This is a genomic window from Streptomyces sp. NPDC059696 (assembly GCF_042733745.1).
GTDB lineage: Bacteria > Actinomycetota > Actinomycetes > Streptomycetales > Streptomycetaceae > Streptomyces.
In genome coordinates, this window is record NZ_JBHWFG010000029.1 from 38,721 (window position 1) to 54,209 (window position 15,489).

Genomic DNA, 15,489 nt, shown 5'->3' on the forward strand with positions numbered 1-15,489 from the left:
GGGGCCGCGGAGGGGTGAATCCGCAGGTGTGTCCGGGGTGTGCGCGCTTGACCGGCGCCGACGGGGCGCCTTAGCGTGGAGATGTTCAGAAATATAGACGCCAATCATGAATATGGAACCGGGAGAGCTCGTGACGTCAGCCCCTCTCGCCGCTCGACTCGACATCCCCAGCGGACCGCTGTTCTTCCCGGTCACCGCCTACGGCTCCGACGGCTCCGTGGACCTCGACACCTTTCGCACGCACGTCCGGCGCGGTGTGGAGGCCGGAGCCGCCGCCGTGTTCGCCTGCTGCGGCACCGGCGAGTTCCACGCCCTGACACCCGAGGAGTTCGAGGCCGTTGTACGGGCCGCCGTCGAGGCCACCGGCGGGCGCGTGCCCGTGATCGCCGGCGCCGGGTACGGCACCGCGCTCGCCGTGCGCTACGCCCGTCTCGCCGAGGCCGCCGGGGCGGACGGCCTGCTCGCCCTGCCGCCCTACCTCGTCGTCGCCGGGCAGGAGGGCCTGCTGCGGCACTACCGCGAGGTGGCCGCCGCGACCGCCCTGCCGGTCATCGTCTACCAGCGCGACAACGCCGTGTTCACCCCGGAGACGGTCGTGGAGTTCGCCCGCACGGACGGGATCATCGGCCTCAAGGACGGGCTCGGCGACCTCGACCTCCTACAGCGCGTCGTCAGCGCCGTGCGCACCGAGGCCCCGGGCGACTTCCTCTACTTCAACGGCCTGCCGACCGCCGAGCAGACCCAGCTCGCCTACCGCGCCCTCGGCGTCACGCTCTACTCGTCCGCCGTGTTCTGCTTCGCGCCGGAGATCGCCCTGGCCTTCCACCAGGCTCTCAGGAGTGGTGACGACGCCACCGTCCAGAAGCTGCTGGACGGCTTCTACGGTCCGTTCGCCGAACTGCGCGCCCGGGGCCGCGGCTACGCGGTCGCGCTGGTCAAGGCCGGTGTACGGCTGCGTGGCCTGGACGTCGGGGAGGTGCGCCCCCCGCTGCACGAACCGGACGAGGACCATGTGAAACAGCTCGCCGGCCTGATCGAGCGGGGCCGCGCGCTGCTGGAGGAGACCGAGTGAAGCTGCCGGAGGAGAGCAAGTGAAGGCGTCGGCATTCGTCTACCCCTGGGACGTCAACGGCGACCCGGACGCACCCGCGCGGATCGCCGCGCTCGGCGTGGCGCAGGTGACGCTCGCCGCCGCCTACCATTCCACGCGCGCCCTCACCCCCCGCCATCCCCGCCACCGCATCGTCACCGCCGAGTACGCAGCCGTGCTGTACCCGGCGGACGACCGCTGGGAGGGCCGGGAGCTGCGCCCCCGCCCGGCCGGTGACTGGGCCCCCGGCGACGCCTTCGGGGAGGCGGCCACCGCCCTCGCCGGAGTGGGTCTGGAGGTGCACACCTGGGTCGTCCTCGCGCACAATTCCCGACTGGGCGCCGAGCACCCCGGCACGTCGGTCGTCAACGCCTACGGCGACCGCTACCCCTGGGCCCCGTGCATCGCGCAGCCCGCCACGCGCGCGTACCTGACCGACCTGGCGGCCGAGGCGGCCGTCCGGCCCGGGGCGCGCGGCACCGAGCTGGAGTCCCTCGGCTGGTACGGCCTGGAGCATCTGCACGCCCACGACAAGACCGGCGGCGTCGCGCTCGGGGAGGCCGGGCAGTACCTGATGGCGCTGTGCTTCTGCCCGTCCTGCCGCGAGGGCTACGGCCGGCACGGCCTGGACCCCGACGAGCTGGCGACCGCCGTACGGGCCGCGCTGGAGCCGGTGTGGCAGGGGGTGGCGCCCTCCGACGGGGGCTGGCAGGGCATCGAGAAGCTCCTCGGCGAGACCCTCGCGAACACCACGCGCGCCTACCGCGACGACACCGCCCGCACCCTCCAGGAGCAGGCCGTGGCGGCGGTCCGGGCGGCCGCTCCCGACGGTTTCCAGGTGCTGCTGCACGCGGACCCGGTGTCGTACCACGTCGGCGCCAACCCGGGCGTCGACCCGGAGCACATCCTGTCCGTGGCCGACGGCGTGGTGGTGCCCTGCGCGGGCGGCACCGGCACCCTGACGCCGTTCGCGCGGCAGGACCGCGAGGGCGCCGTCGTCGCCGCCAGCCTCCCCGTCGTCGCGGGGATGGGCGGCAGCCCCGGCACCCTCGCCGCCGACGCCGCCGAGGCCCGTCGGCGGGGCGCCACCGAACTGCGGCTCTATCACGTCGGGCTGGCGTCCGACGACGACCTGGCGGCCGTCCGCTCCGGCCTCGCCGGGCTCTGACCCAGCACGGCCGCCGTCACCAGCAGGGCCACGCCCAGGGCCACCAGCACCAGCCGGTGGCTCACCAGCTCCACCAGGGCCGCTCCGGCGGCCAGCCCGACCACGTTCGGCGCGTACACCAGGGTGTGGGCGGTGGCCGTGGCCCGGCCCAGCAGCGCGCCCGGCGTCTCGCGCTGCACGGACGTCAGCGCGGCGATCAGCACCGCGGGCAGCCCCATGCCGATCGCCGCGCCGCACACCAATGCCACCGGGTCGGACGGCACCGCCCGCAGCGCCGTCGCCAGAGCCAGCAGGGCGATGCCGGACGCCGCGAAGCGCCGCGCCCCCAGCCTGCGCAGGCCGGGGCCGCAGAGCAGGCCGGCCATGACCGAACCGGCGCCCTGCACGGCGTACAGCACACCGGTGTACGCGGGGGAGTGCCCGAGGTCGTCGACGACGGCGTACACCATGGCCCCGTTCAGGCCGGCGCACAGCATCGTGACGCCGCCCGCCAGGACCAGCGGGCGCAGCACGGGGTGCGCCCACAGGTGCCGGGCGCCCTCCGCGGTGTGCTGCCTCCGGCTGCCGGTGGGCGGCGCCGGCCTGCTCTCCCGCACCCGCAGCATCGCGTACAGCCCAGCGGCCAGCACGAACGTCGCCGCGTCCAGGAGGGCCACGCCCGCGCCGCCGTACGCCGTGTAGAGGCCCGCGCCCGCCAGCGGGGCCAGGAGTTTCATGCCCTCCTGGGCGGCCATGCGCAGGCCGCCCACGTCGCCGAGCAGGGACGGCTCGATCGCGGTCGCCACGAGCGCCGACTCGGCCGCGTCGTGGACGACGCCCGCAGCGCCGTACCCGAACAGCACCGCGTACAGCAGCCACAGGTCGTCCGCGGTGCCGACGCCGAGGAGGGTGAGCAGGAGGGCGGCCGGCAGCAGGTTCGCGCCGATCAGCAGGGGTTTGCGGCGGCAGCGGTCGGCGAGGGTGCCCAGCAGCGGCCCGGCCAGGGTCGGCAGCCACAGGGCGAGCAGGCACAGCGCGGCCAGGCCGTCCGAGCCGGTGAGGTCCTTCACCCACACCCCGGACGCCAGCCACAGGGCGGAGGTGCCGAAGCCGGAGACCACCACGCCGGACAGGTAGAGCCCGGCGGCGCGGTCGCCCAGGACGCGCACGAGGGGCCAGGTCGTCTTGGTCGTCATACCTGGCCATCGTGGGGCTAAGGGCCGTACTCGAGGATCGGGCAGGTGCCCTGGTTCCTGACGGAACGGGCCGGGTGGGAGGCGGTGATCAGTCCGCTCGGGAGGCGAGCATCTCCCCGAGCTTGCCGAGGCTCTGGGCCCAGCCTTCCTCGTGCAGAGCCAGCCGCCGCTCCGTGACGAAGTCGCCCTGGTCGAGGATGAGCCGGGACCGCCGGACGCCGGTGCCGACCAGCGAGAGCGTCACCACGGTCTCCCGGTCCTCGGGATCGGGATCCTCCCAGCGGAAGGTGTACGCCAGGCCCGCGGGCGGATCGACGTCGATGTACTCGCCGACCAGGTGGAAGAGCTCGCCCTCCGGGGGCTGCATCGCGATCCGGTAGGCACCACCGGGACGGAGGTCGATCTCCGCGCTCGGGGTGCTGAACCCGTCCGGGCCCCACCAGCGAGCCAGTTCCACAGGGTCGGTCAGCTCCCGGAACACCCGCGCGGGCTCATCCGCCAGCTCGTACTCCAGATGCAGTCTCAGCTCGCCGTCCTGCGCCATGACGCACCACCCGCCACCGAAGGTGCCCGCAACAGCCCCTCCGCACGATTCTAGGAAGGCCGGCCACGGACCACGACCCGGCGGCGATGAGTTCCGCGGCCGGCGCCGGTCTGTCTCCCAGGACCGCACTACCGAGGAGCAGGCATGACCGACACCACCGGGACGACCCTCGACCTCGGCCCCCAGACGGAGGCCGTCGCGCAGCTCGTGGCGGGCATCACCGACGAACAGCTGGCCGATCCGACGCCCTGCCCCGCGTACGCGGTGCGGCATCTGCTCGGCCACCTGGCGGGGCTGGCCGCCGCCTTCCGGGACGCCGCCCGCAAGGACCTCGGCGCCACGACCGACACCAGCCCGGGCTCCAACCTGCCGGAGCTGTCGCCCGGCTGGCGCGAGGAACTCCCCGAGGTCCTCGCCGAACTGGGCGAGGCCTGGCGCGACCCGGCCGCCCGGACCGGCATGACCCGGGCCGGCGGCGTCGACCTGCCCGGCGACGTCGCCGGCCTCGTCGCCACCGACGAACTGGTCGTGCACGGCTGGGACCTGGCCCGCGCCACCGGACAGCCCTACAGCCCCGACCCGGCCGCGCTGCGCGTGTGCCACGACTTCCTCGCCGCCTCGGTCGACGACCCCCGGCGCGACGCCATCTTCGGCCCGGTCGTCACCGTCGACGCGGACGCGCCCCTGCTGGACCGCGCGATCGGGCTGAGCGGCCGGGACCCGGGGTGGACGCGCTCCGCGTAGCACGCACCCTCCTGTCCCCCCTTGGCAGAAAGCGATTTCACCTTCCTCCGCCGGAAGCATTGACGAACCTCACGCGCCCTCCTACCGTCATCGCGTCGTACTTCGTACGTCATATATGAGACGCGATACGCGAGATCCGATACGCGATCCCCCTCCGGGGCGCGAGATCCGAGAGGCGCGCATGACCTCTGTGCCCACGCCGATTCCCTCCCGCACGCAGTACGTGCTGGAGGGGATCAAACACCGCATCCTCACCGGGCAGCTGACGCCCGGGCAGGCGCTGGTCGAGACCGAGCTCGCCGCGCAGTTCGGGGTGTCGAAGACCCCGGTGCGCGAGGCGCTCAAGACCCTCGCCGGAACCGGCCTGGTCGTGATGAGCCAGTACAAGGGCGTCACCGTGCGCCTGGTGGACGCGGACATGGCGCGCGAGGTCTACGACGTCCGGCTGCTGCTGGAGCCCGAGGCGCTGCGGCGGGCCGTGCGCCGCGGGGCCTCCCTGGACGCCGCCCGCGAGGCGCTGACCCGGGCCGACGCCGCCACCGACACCGCCGAACGCTCCCTCGCCAACCGGGAGTTCCACCGCGCCCTGTACCTGCCGTGCGGCAACCCCCTGCTCGGCCGGATGCTGGATGAGGTCCGCGACCAGGCCGCCCTGGTCTCCGCCGTCGCCTGGGCCGCCTCGCCCTCCTGGGAACGGGAGGCCGGCGAGCACCGGGAGATCCTCCGGCTCGCCCTCGACGGCGACGCCGACGGCGCGGCGCGCGCCCTGCACGCCCACATCGCGTCCTTCGTGCGGCGCGCCTACCCCGAGGCGGCACGGGAACAGGAAGGCCGGGCATGAGCAGCGTGGCGTTCGAGACCCAGCGGGCGGCCCTGGCCGACGTGGTGGCGATCCCGGTGACCCCGTTCGCCGAGGACGGCTCCGTCGCGCAGGGCACCCACCGGGCCCTGCTGCGCCGCCTGCTCGACGGCGGCATCACGACCCTCACCCCGAACGGCAACACCGGCGAGTTCTACGCCCTCACCCCCGAGGAGCGCCGGCTCGTCACAGAGCTGACCATCGAGGAGGCCGGGGAGCGGGCCGTCGTCCTGGCCGGTGTCGGACACGACGTCCCGACCGCCGTCGCCTCCGCCCGGCACGCCCGGGACCTCGGCGCCCGGATGGTCATGGTCCACCAGCCCGTCCATCCGTACGTCTCGCAGGCGGGCTGGGTCGACTACCACCGTGCCGTCGCCGAGGCCGTGCCCGAGCTCGGCGTCGTGCCGTACATCCGCAACGCCCGGCTCACCGGTGCCCGCCTGGCCGAACTCGCCGACCACTGCCCGAACGTCATCGGCGTGAAGTACGCCGTCCCCGACGCGGCCGGGTTCGCCGCCTTCGCCCGGGACGCGGGTCTGGAACGGTTCGTGTGGGTCGCGGGACTCGCCGAGCCGTACGCCCCGTCCTACTTCTCCGCCGGTGCCACCGGCTTCACCTCGGGGCTGGTGAACGTCGCCCCGGCCGTCTCCCTGAACATGATCGAGGCCCTGCGCGCCGGCGACTACCCGGCCGCCATGAAGGTCTGGGAGCAGATCCGCCGCTTCGAGGAGCTGCGCGCCGCCGACGGCTCCGCCGACAACGTCACCGTCGTCAAGGAGGCCCTGGCCTCCCTCGGACTGTGCCGCCGTGAGGTCCGCCCGCCGAGCCGCACCCTCGCGCCCGAGCAGCGTGCCGAGGTCGCCGCGATCGCCGCGGGGTGGTCGATATGACCGGCCGCCTGTCGCCCGAGGAGCTCAGGAGCCACCAGTGGTACGGCGCCGAGGGCCAGTTGCGCACCTGGTCGCACAACGCCCGGATGCGCCAGCTCGGTTACGAGGCGCAGGAGTACCGGGGCCGCCCGGTGATCGCCGTCCTGAACACCTGGTCCGACATCAACCCCTGTCACGTCCATCTGCGCGAGCGGGCACAGGCGGTCAAGCGGGGGGTGTGGCAGGCCGGCGGTTTCCCGCTGGAGTTCCCGGTCGCCACGCTCTCCGAGACGTACCAGAAGCCGACCCCGATGCTCTACCGCAACCTGCTCGCCATGGAGACGGAGGAGCTGCTGCGGTCGTACCCGATCGACGCGGCGGTGCTGCTCGGCGGCTGCGACAAGTCGACGCCCGCGCTGCTCATGGGCGCGGCCTCGGCCGACGTGCCGTCCCTCTTCGTGCCCGCGGGGCCGATGCTGCCCGGCCACTGGCGCGGGGAGACCCTCGGGTCCGGCACCGACATGTGGAAGTACTGGGACGAACACCGCGCCGGCAACCTCACCGACTGCGAACTGCGGGAACTGCAGGGCGGCCTGGCCCGCTCACCGGGCCACTGCATGACGATGGGCACCGCGTCGACGATGACCGCGGCGACGGAAGCCCTCGGCATGACACTGCCGGGCGCCTCCTCGATCCCGGCCGTCGACTCCGGGCACGAGCGGATGGCCGCCGCCTCCGGGCGGCGTGCCGTGGAACTCGCCTGGACCGCGCTCAAGCCGTCCCGGATCCTCACCCGCCAGGCCTTCGAGGACGCCGTCACGACGGTGCTCGGACTCGGCGGCTCCACCAACGCGGTGATCCACCTGATCGCCATGGCGGGACGGGCCGGCGTCGAGCTCACCCTCGACGACTTCGACCGCATCGCCCGCGCGGTGCCGGTGCTCGCCGACGTCCGCCCCGGTGGACGGACGTACCTCATGGAGGACTTCCACTTCGCCGGTGGCCTGCCCGCCTTCCTCTCCCGGATCACCGACCTGCTGCACCTGGACCGGCCCACCGTCAACGGGACCCTGGGGGAGCAGATCGAGGGCGCCGTCGTCCACGACGAGGACGTCATCCGCCCCCGCGGCAACCCGGTCGCCCCGGAGGGCGGAGTCGCCGTGCTGCGCGGCAACCTCTGCCCGGACGGTGCCGTCATCAAGCACATCGCCGCCGAGCCCCACCTGCTGAAGCACACCGGTCCCGCGGTCGTCTTCGACGACTACAAGACCATGCAGCGCACCATCGACGACCCCGAGTCGCCCATTACCGCCGACAGTGTGCTCGTGCTGCGGAACGCCGGACCCAAGGGCGGCCCGGGCATGCCCGAGTACGGCATGCTGCCCATCCCCGACCGACTGCTGAAGCAGGGGGTGCGGGACATGGTCCGGATCTCCGACGCCCGGATGAGCGGCACGAGTTACGGAGCCTGCGTGCTGCACGTGGCCCCCGAGTCGTACGTGGGCGGCCCGCTCGCCCTGGTCCGCACCGGCGACTCGATCACCCTGGACGTCGAGGCGCGGACCCTCCGACTGAACGTGAGCGAGGAGGAGCTGGAAAACCGCCGCAAGGACTGGGCGCCACCGCCCCTGCGCTACGAACGCGGCTACGGCGCCCTGTACAACGACCAGATCACCCAAGCTGACACCGGCTGCGACTTCGAGTTCCTGGCCAGGCCGGGCAAGGCCCCGGATCCCTACGCCGGCTGACCGGCCCCCTCCAGGGGTGCGGGACTGTATCGACATGCGGCTCCGCCGCGTGTTCGCCACAGAGCACGACGAGTCCGCACGCGCCACACCACCGCAAGAGGCACCCCGTACCGCGCTTCCGGGCGGACTCACGCACCATGAGAAAGCGCTTCCCGAACGGCCGTACCGAGATCGGAGACCCTGTCATGGCCCAAGCCGCAGCCGTGGCGAAACCGCCCGCGCCACCCCGGCGGCGCCGGGCCTCCGCCACGCCGCGCAGGCTCCCGTACCTGCTGATCGCGCCGGCCGCCCTGCTCATGCTGGGCTTCATCGCCTACCCGGTCCTCAGCGTCTTCTACTACAGCCTGCGGAACTACAACCCCACCAAGCCGTGGCGGAACGGCTTCGCCGGCTTCGACAACTTCGTCCACGCCTTCACCGAGGACCCCGTCTTCTGGGACACGCTGGTCTTCAGCGCCGAGTGGGTCGTCGTCGAGGTCGGTCTGCAACTGCTGTTCGGCCTCGCGCTGGCGCTCATCGTCAACCAGACCTTCGTCGGCCGGGGGCTCGGACGCGCCCTGGTGTTCTCCCCGTGGGCCGTCTCCGGTGTGCTGACCTCCGCGATCTGGGTGCTGCTCTACAACTCCCAGACGGGCATCACCCGTTACCTCGCCGACATGGGCATCGGCTCCTACGGCACGAGCTGGCTGTCGGACACCTCCACGGTGTTCCCGGCGGCGGTCGTGGCGGACCTGTGGCGCGGGGTGCCGTTCTTCGCGATCCTCATCCTCGCCGACCTCCAGTCCGTCTCCAAGGACCTCTACGAGGCCGCCGAGGTCGACGGCGCCGGCCGCATCAAGCAGTTCTGGCACATCACCCTGCCGCACCTGAAGGACGCCATCATCCTGTCCACGCTGCTGCGCGCGGTGTGGGAGTTCAACAACGTCGACCTGCTCTACACCCTGACCGGCGGCGGGCCCGCGGGCGAGACGACCACGCTGCCGCTGTACATCGCCAACACCTCCGTCGACGCCCACAACTTCGGCTACGCGTCGGCCCTGACCACGGTGGCGTTCGTGATCCTGCTCTTCTGCTCGATGGTCTACCTGCGGCTGAGCAAGTTCGGAGGCGAGGGCAAGTGAGCGTCGAGGAAGCCACCAGGACCGCGCCCGCCCCCGCGCGTGCCACCCCCGAACCCACCGGGCCCGTGCGGAGGAACCACGCCTGGGACGAGGCCCCCCGCTGGCAGATCTACTTGCCCCTGGGCATCTACCTGATCTTCACCCTCATCCCGTTCTACTGGATCCTGCTGTTCTCGCTGCGCCCGGCCGGGTCGACCTCGCTCGTCCCCTGGCCGATCACCTTCGATCACTTCGAGAAGGTCTGGACGGACCGCGGCTTCGGCACCTACTTCACCAACAGCGTCCTCGTCGGCGTCGCCACCCTGCTCATGACGACGCTCGTCGCGCTGGCCGGCGGCTACGCCCTCGCCCGCTTCGACTTCACGATCAAGCGCGGGTTCATGCTGGCCCTGCTGTGCTCCCAGTTCGTCCCGGGCGCGCTGCTGCTGGTGCCGCTGTTCGAGATCTTCGCCGAGCTGAGGATGATCAACTCGCTGGGCAGTGTGATCCTCGCCGAGACGGTCTTCCAGCTGCCGCTGTCGATGATCCTGATCAGCAACTTCATCAAGAACGTGCCGTACTCCCTGGAGGAGGCGGCCTGGGTCGACGGCTGCGACCGCATGACGGCCTTCCGGATCGTGGTGCTGCCGCTGCTGCGGCCCGGCCTGATCGCCGTCGGCTCGTTCGCCTTCGTCCACTCCTGGAACCACTTCCTGTTCGCGCTGATGTTCCTCAACAACCAGGACAAGCAGACGATCCCCGTCGGCCTCAACTCCCTGATGAGCGCCGACAGCGTCGACCTGGGCGCGCTCGCCGCGGGCGGCATCATCGCGGCCGTGCCGGTGGTGATCGTGTTCGCCTTCATACAGAAGTGGCTGATCACCGGGTTCAGCGCCGGGGCGGTGAAGGGATGAGACCGCTTCAGGCGGCCCTGACGGGCCGGCTCCCGGGCATCCCGGGCATTCCCACCCGGGCCGAGCCCCGCGACCTCGGCGACACCCTCCCGGCGCACGACGGCCGGGCCGCCCACGGCACCCTCCCGGCGCACGACGGCCGGGCCGCCCACGGCCCGGGCACCATCGGGGGCACCGCCGCCGGCGCGGAACACGTCGACTCGGCCGTCCTCCGGGGCGCCGGTCTCCAGGTGCCCGTGCCGCACGGGCGGAGCGACGGTGCCCGGCACGCCGGCCGGGCGGTGGCCCGCGGCGCGGGTGTGGGGAGGCTCCGGTGACCGGCCCCATGATCGACGTCATGAGCACCCCCATGAGCACCCCCATGAGCACCCCCGTTAGTACCCCCATGAGCACCCCGCTGCCCCTCGTCCTCGCCGGTGCCCGCGGCCACGGCCGCTGGCACATGGAGAACATCCGCCGCCTCCAGCAGCAGGGCCTCGTACGGCTCGTCGGCGTCTGCGAACTGACGCCGCTGAGCGAGCAGGAGCTCGGCGACCTGGGCACGCCCGCGCAGTCCGCCGACTTCGGAGCCCTGCTGGACTCCACCGGCGCGCGGATCGCCGTGATCTGCACCCCCATCCCGACCCACACCGACCTCGCGCTCACGGCGGCCGCACGCGGGGTGCACCTGCTCCTGGAGAAGCCGCCCGCCCCCTCCTACGCCGAGTTCCGCCGGATGGCCGACGGGGTGGCCGCGGCCGGAGCCGTCTGCCAGATCGGCTTCCAGTCGCTGGGGTCGCACGCCCTGACGGCCGTCCGCGAGCTGATCGAGAAGGGCGCGATCGGACGGCTCGTCGGCCTCGGCGGGGCCGGTGCCTGGGTGCGCGACGAGGACTACTTCAAGCGGGCCCCCTGGGCGGGCAAACGACGTCTGAACGGCGTCGACGTGATCGACGGGGCGCTGACCAACCCCCTCGCCCACGCCGTCGCCACCGCCCTCGCCCTGGGCGGCAGCACCCGCGCCGAGGACGTCACCGGCATCGAGACCGAACTGCTGCGTGCCAACGCCATCGAGTCCGACGACACTTCCTGCGTCCGGATCACCACCGCACAGGGCCACCCGGTCACCGTCGCCGCGACCCTGTGCGCCGAGGAGGCCGACGAGCCGTACGTCCTGGTGCACGGCACCAGCGGCCGCATCACCTTCTGGTACAAGCAGGACCGCGTACTGCTCCAGCGCGCGGGGCACGGCCCCGAGGAGTCCGAGCACGGCCGCACCGACCTGCTGGAGAACCTCGTCGACCACCTCACCACCGGCGCGGACCTGCTCGTCCCGCCGGAGGAGACCGGCGCGTTCATGAAAGTCGTCGAGGCCATCCGCACCGCCCCCGACCCGGAGACCCTGCCGGACATCGCCTGGCACCGCGTCCCCGGCGAGAATCGCCGGGTCGTCCCCGGCATCGACGGGCTCGTCGCGGCCGCCGCGGACACCCTCTCCCTCTACTCCGAGCTCGACGCCCCCTGGACCCGTCCGTCGAACGAGGTGAGCACCCCATGAACGGCAACGGCACGACGGTCCTGCGCGTCGCGGGCCGGCCGGTCGGCCGCTACGTCACCCGGCCCGAGCTACCGGCCCGGCTCTCCCCGCGCCCCTACCTGCACCCCGTCACCACCCTGGCCGGCACGGCGGTCACCGAACTGAGCCCCGCCGACCACCCACACCACCTCGGCGTCGGTGTCGCCGTTCCCGACGTCGAGGGGTTCAACTTCTGGGGCGGACGCACCTATGTCCGCGACCGGGGCCCGACCGAGCTCGACAACCACGGCGCGCAGCGGCACGTCACCTTCCAGCTGCGCGACCCGGACGGCTTCGTCGAGGAGCTGCGCTGGGTGGCCGCGGGCGGCGAACTGCTGCGCGAACGCCGTACCGTCGCCGCCATCGAACTCACCGACCTGGCCTGGGCCCTGGACCTCACGTTCTCCCTCACCAACGTCACCGGGAACCCGCTGTCGATCGGCAGCCCCGCGACCAACGGGCGCCCGGGCGCGGCCTACGGCGGGTTCTTCTGGCGGGCCCGCAAGGAACCCTCCGCGCCGGAGGTCCTCACGGCCGGGGCCGACGGCGCGGAGAAGGCCCACGGCCGCCCCGCCGACTGGCTCGCGCTGCGGGGCGGCACCTGGACGCTGGTCTTCACCGGAGCCACCGGACAAACCCGGCGCGACCCGTGGTTCGTGCGCAGCGGCGAGTACCCGGGTGTCGGCTCGTCCCTGGCCCACGACGCGCGTGTGCCGCTCCCGCCGGGCGACACCCTGGTGCGCCGGGTGGTCACCGTCGTCGCCGACGGCCGTCTCGACCGGGGCGACGCGGCGGCCCTCGTCCGCAGGGCGGTGAACCCGTGATCCACCCCCACGACGTCACGTATCCGTTTGATCCGGAAGAGAGAGCCGACCAATGAAGAGCAGCATCCGCAGAAGCAGGCGTGCCGCCGTGGCGGTCGCCCTGGGTTCCGTCCTCGCTCTGACCGCGACCGCCTGCGGCGACGACGGCAGCGGCGCCGGCGGTGGCAAGGGAGACGACGGCAGCGGCAAGGGAAGGATCGTCTTCTGGGACAACAACGGCGGTGTCCGCACCGAGATCTGGAAGGAGATCATCGCCGACTTCGAGAAGGCCAACCCCGACATCGAGGTCGAGTACGTCGGCATCGCCGCCACCGAGTACCAGTCCAAGGTCGACACCGCCCTCCAGGGCGGAGGGCTGCCGGACGTCGGCGGGGTGGGGGCGGCGATGCTCGCGGGCTTCGCGGCGCAGGGCGCGCTGGAACCGCTCGACGAGCGGCTCGGCTCGTCCTTGCTGAACGGCAAGCTCAACAAGGACATGGTCGAGTCGCTGAAGGCGGCCGGCGGCGGGGACGGCAAGCTGTACTCGATCCCGACCTCCGCGAACAACGGTGTGCTGTACTACCGCACCGATCTGTTCGAGAAGGCGGGTCTGCCGGAGCCGACGACGTGGGACCGGTTCTACGAGGCCGCGAAGAAGCTGACGAACCCGGGCAAGAACGAGTTCGGCTACACCATCCGCGGCGGTGCGGGGTCCATCGCCCAGGCACTGGACGCCATGTACGGGCAGTCCGGCATCACGTCGTTCTGGGATTCCAGCGGTGAGAAGACCACGGTCAACGACCCGAAGAACGTGGCCGCGCTGGAGAAGTACGCGGCGCTGTACAAGAAGGTCACCCCCGCGGCCGACCTCAACAACGACTTCACCAAGATGGTCGCGCAGTGGGATTCCGGCACGATCGGAATGCTGAACCACAACCTCGGGTCGTACCAGGATCATGTGAAGGCGCTCGGCGTCGGGAAGTTCCGGGGCATTCCGCAGCCGGCCGGGGCCGGTGGCAAGCGGGTGCAGGTGTCCAACCCGGTGGACGGGCTGGGCCTGTTCAGGAGCGGCAAGAACAAGGACGCGGCCTGGAAGTTCATCGAGTTCGCCATGTCCGAGGCGGAGAACTCGAAGTTCAACGAGGCGGCGGGGCAGGTGCCGTCGAACACGGACGCGGCGAAGGACACGTGGATCGCGAAGGCCGAGCCGACGAAGCTGGCCGCTGACGCGTTGTCGGACGGGTCGACGACGATCGTGCAGCTGCCGTACTACCTGCCGGACTGGAACACGATCTCCAAGGCGGACAACGAGCCGAATTTCCAGAAGGTGCTGCTCGGGAAGATGAGTGCGAAGGAGTTCCTGGACACGATGGCCGGGCAGCTGAACTCCGCCCAGGAGGAGTGGGACCAGCAGAACGGATAACTCTGCTTGGCGCCGTGGGGCGGGCTGGGGAGGGCAGTCCGCGGGCCGTCCCGTGGTTGTTCGCACGGTTCCCTGGATCACCTGGCCGAAGGCCCCCGCGCAACACCCTTCCCCTCTGGAATCCGGAAAAGGAGATCCGCACCATGCGCTCACGTGAATGGCATGGCCATGCCATAACTCGCCGGGCCGCGGCCCTCGCCGGCTGCACCGCGCTGGCGCTGTCCCTCACCGCCACCTCCCCCGCCCACGCCGACGCCCGCGATCTCACGCGGCAGACGCTCGGGGCGAAGGACGGGTGGGGATCGCACGGCACCGGGACCACCGGCGGGTCCGCCGCCGACGCCGAGCACGTGTACACCGTGACCACCTGGGCACAGTTCAAGTCCGCCTTGGCCGCGGGCGGCAGCGCGCCGAAGATCATCAAGGTGAAGGGGACCGTCGACGCGCTCTCCGCGGGGTGCGACGCCTTCGCCGCGCCCGGCTACGACTTCGACGCCTATCTGAAGAAGTACGCCCCCGGGACGTGGGGGCGGGACAAGGACCTGAGCGGGGAACCGGACGGCAGCCCCGAGGGCCTGCGCCGCGCCTCCGCCGGCAACCAGGACCGGACCATCAAGGCCGATGTGCCCGCCAACACCACCGTCATCGGGGTCGGGAAGAACGCGGGCTTCAAGGGCGCCAGCCTCCAGATCAAGGGCGTGGACAACGTCATCGTCCGCAACCTCACCTTCGAGAGCCCCCTCGACTGCTTCCCGCAGTGGGACCCGACCGACACCGCCACCGGCGCCTGGAACTCCGAGTACGACGCCGCCGTCGTCCACGGCTCCACCCACGTCTGGATGGACCACAACACCTTCACCGACGGCAGCCGTCCCGACAGCGAGGCACCGACGTACTTCGGCGCGCTGTACCAGCAGCACGACGGCGAGCTGGACATCGTCCGGGGAAGCAACCACGTCACCGTGTCCTGGAACGTCTTCGCCGACCACGACAAGACGCTCATGATCGGCAACAGCGACAGCGAGTCCACGGCCGCCGGCGACCGGGGCAAGCTCAAGGTGACGCTCCACCACAACCTGTTCCGGAACGTCGTCGAACGCGCTCCCCGGGTCCGCTTCGGGCAGGTCGACTCGTACGACAACCACTTCGTGGCCGGCCGGGACTACGCCTACAGCTTCGGCATCGGCAAGGAGTCCCAACTCGTCGCCGAGCACAACGCCTTCACGCTGGCGAAGGGCATCAGCCCGGCGAAGATCCTGAAGAAGTGGGCGGAGGCACCGGTCACCGCGGCGGACAACCACGTCAACGGCAGGAAGACCGACCTGATCGCCGTGCACAACGCGGAGATCCCGGAGGAGACCCTCCAGCCGGGCGCCGGCTGGACGCCGGCCCTGCGCGCGGACGTCGACCCGGCGAAGGCCGTACCGGGCATCGTCGGCGCCCGCGCGGGCGCCGGCCGCCTCAGCAGACGCCCCACACAACCGGCCCGGCCCGGGG

General features: G+C 72.0%; 15 protein-coding genes. 13 read left to right on the plus strand and 2 right to left on the minus strand.

The window, feature by feature from the left end:
* Positions 1–130 precede the first annotated feature (130 nt).
* Both ACFV20_RS27555 and ACFV20_RS27560 read left to right on the plus strand, forming a co-directional pair.
* Positions 131–1,072 (plus strand): 5-dehydro-4-deoxyglucarate dehydratase, encoded by a 942-nt coding sequence (locus ACFV20_RS27555; protein WP_385660942.1) that lies wholly within the window; start codon positions 131–133, stop codon positions 1,070–1,072.
* 19 nt (positions 1,073–1,091) lie between these two features.
* Positions 1,092–2,258 (plus strand): hypothetical protein, encoded by a 1,167-nt coding sequence (locus ACFV20_RS27560; protein WP_385660945.1) that lies wholly within the window; start codon positions 1,092–1,094, stop codon positions 2,256–2,258.
* Here ACFV20_RS27560 and ACFV20_RS27565 read toward each other — a convergent pair.
* Positions 2,195–3,433: an MFS transporter gene (locus ACFV20_RS27565; protein ID WP_385660947.1), complete on the minus strand. Its 1,239-nt coding sequence runs from the start codon at positions 3,431–3,433 to the stop codon at positions 2,195–2,197. The two genes, ACFV20_RS27560 and ACFV20_RS27565, sit on opposite strands and share 64 nt — an antisense overlap.
* A gap of 88 nt (positions 3,434–3,521) precedes the next feature.
* Positions 3,522–3,977 (minus strand): SRPBCC domain-containing protein, encoded by a 456-nt coding sequence (locus ACFV20_RS27570; RefSeq protein WP_385660949.1) that lies wholly within the window; start codon positions 3,975–3,977, stop codon positions 3,522–3,524.
* A 144-nt stretch (positions 3,978–4,121) separates the two neighbouring features.
* On the opposite strand from ACFV20_RS27570, the gene ACFV20_RS27575 reads away from it, so the two are divergent.
* The 11 genes from ACFV20_RS27575 to ACFV20_RS27625 form a co-directional block, all read left to right on the plus strand.
* The gene (locus ACFV20_RS27575) at positions 4,122–4,721 is read left to right on the plus strand and encodes a TIGR03086 family metal-binding protein (protein ID WP_385660951.1); all 600 of its coding nucleotides are present in this window, start codon (positions 4,122–4,124) and stop codon (positions 4,719–4,721) included.
* Between the two features lie 181 nt (positions 4,722–4,902).
* Positions 4,903–5,562 (plus strand): GntR family transcriptional regulator, encoded by a 660-nt coding sequence (locus ACFV20_RS27580; RefSeq protein WP_385660954.1) that lies wholly within the window; start codon positions 4,903–4,905, stop codon positions 5,560–5,562.
* Entirely contained in the window at positions 5,559–6,470 is a 912-nt protein-coding gene (locus ACFV20_RS27585; RefSeq protein WP_385660957.1) for a dihydrodipicolinate synthase family protein, read from the plus strand. The genes ACFV20_RS27580 and ACFV20_RS27585 overlap by 4 nt, the downstream gene beginning before the upstream one ends.
* Positions 6,467–8,197, plus strand: coding sequence for an L-arabinonate dehydratase (gene araD / locus ACFV20_RS27590; protein ID WP_385660960.1), 1,731 nt, complete (start codon positions 6,467–6,469; stop codon positions 8,195–8,197). The genes ACFV20_RS27585 and araD overlap by 4 nt, the downstream gene beginning before the upstream one ends.
* 185 nt (positions 8,198–8,382) lie before the next feature.
* Positions 8,383–9,318, plus strand: a complete 936-nt coding sequence (locus tag ACFV20_RS27595; RefSeq protein WP_385660963.1) for a carbohydrate ABC transporter permease — start codon at positions 8,383–8,385, stop codon at positions 9,316–9,318.
* Positions 9,315–10,211 (plus strand): carbohydrate ABC transporter permease, encoded by an 897-nt coding sequence (locus ACFV20_RS27600; protein ID WP_385660966.1) that lies wholly within the window; start codon positions 9,315–9,317, stop codon positions 10,209–10,211. The genes ACFV20_RS27595 and ACFV20_RS27600 overlap by 4 nt, the downstream gene beginning before the upstream one ends.
* Positions 10,208–10,528: a hypothetical protein gene (locus ACFV20_RS27605; RefSeq protein WP_385660969.1), complete on the plus strand. Its 321-nt coding sequence runs from the start codon at positions 10,208–10,210 to the stop codon at positions 10,526–10,528. Before ACFV20_RS27600 ends, ACFV20_RS27605 begins: the two co-directional genes overlap by 4 nt.
* Before the next feature lie 20 nt (positions 10,529–10,548).
* Positions 10,549–11,748, plus strand: a complete 1,200-nt coding sequence (locus ACFV20_RS27610; protein ID WP_385660972.1) for a Gfo/Idh/MocA family protein — start codon at positions 10,549–10,551, stop codon at positions 11,746–11,748.
* A complete protein-coding gene (locus ACFV20_RS27615; protein ID WP_385660975.1) occupies positions 11,745–12,590 on the plus strand; it encodes a PmoA family protein in 846 nt (281 codons plus the stop codon). Before ACFV20_RS27610 ends, ACFV20_RS27615 begins: the two co-directional genes overlap by 4 nt.
* A 52-nt stretch (positions 12,591–12,642) precedes the next feature.
* Entirely contained in the window at positions 12,643–13,992 is a 1,350-nt protein-coding gene (locus ACFV20_RS27620; RefSeq protein WP_385660978.1) for an ABC transporter substrate-binding protein, read from the plus strand.
* Positions 13,993–14,135: 143 nt separating this feature from the next.
* Positions 14,136–15,489: polysaccharide lyase family 1 protein (locus ACFV20_RS27625; protein WP_385660981.1), on the plus strand; the 1,354-nt coding region annotated here is incomplete at its 3' end.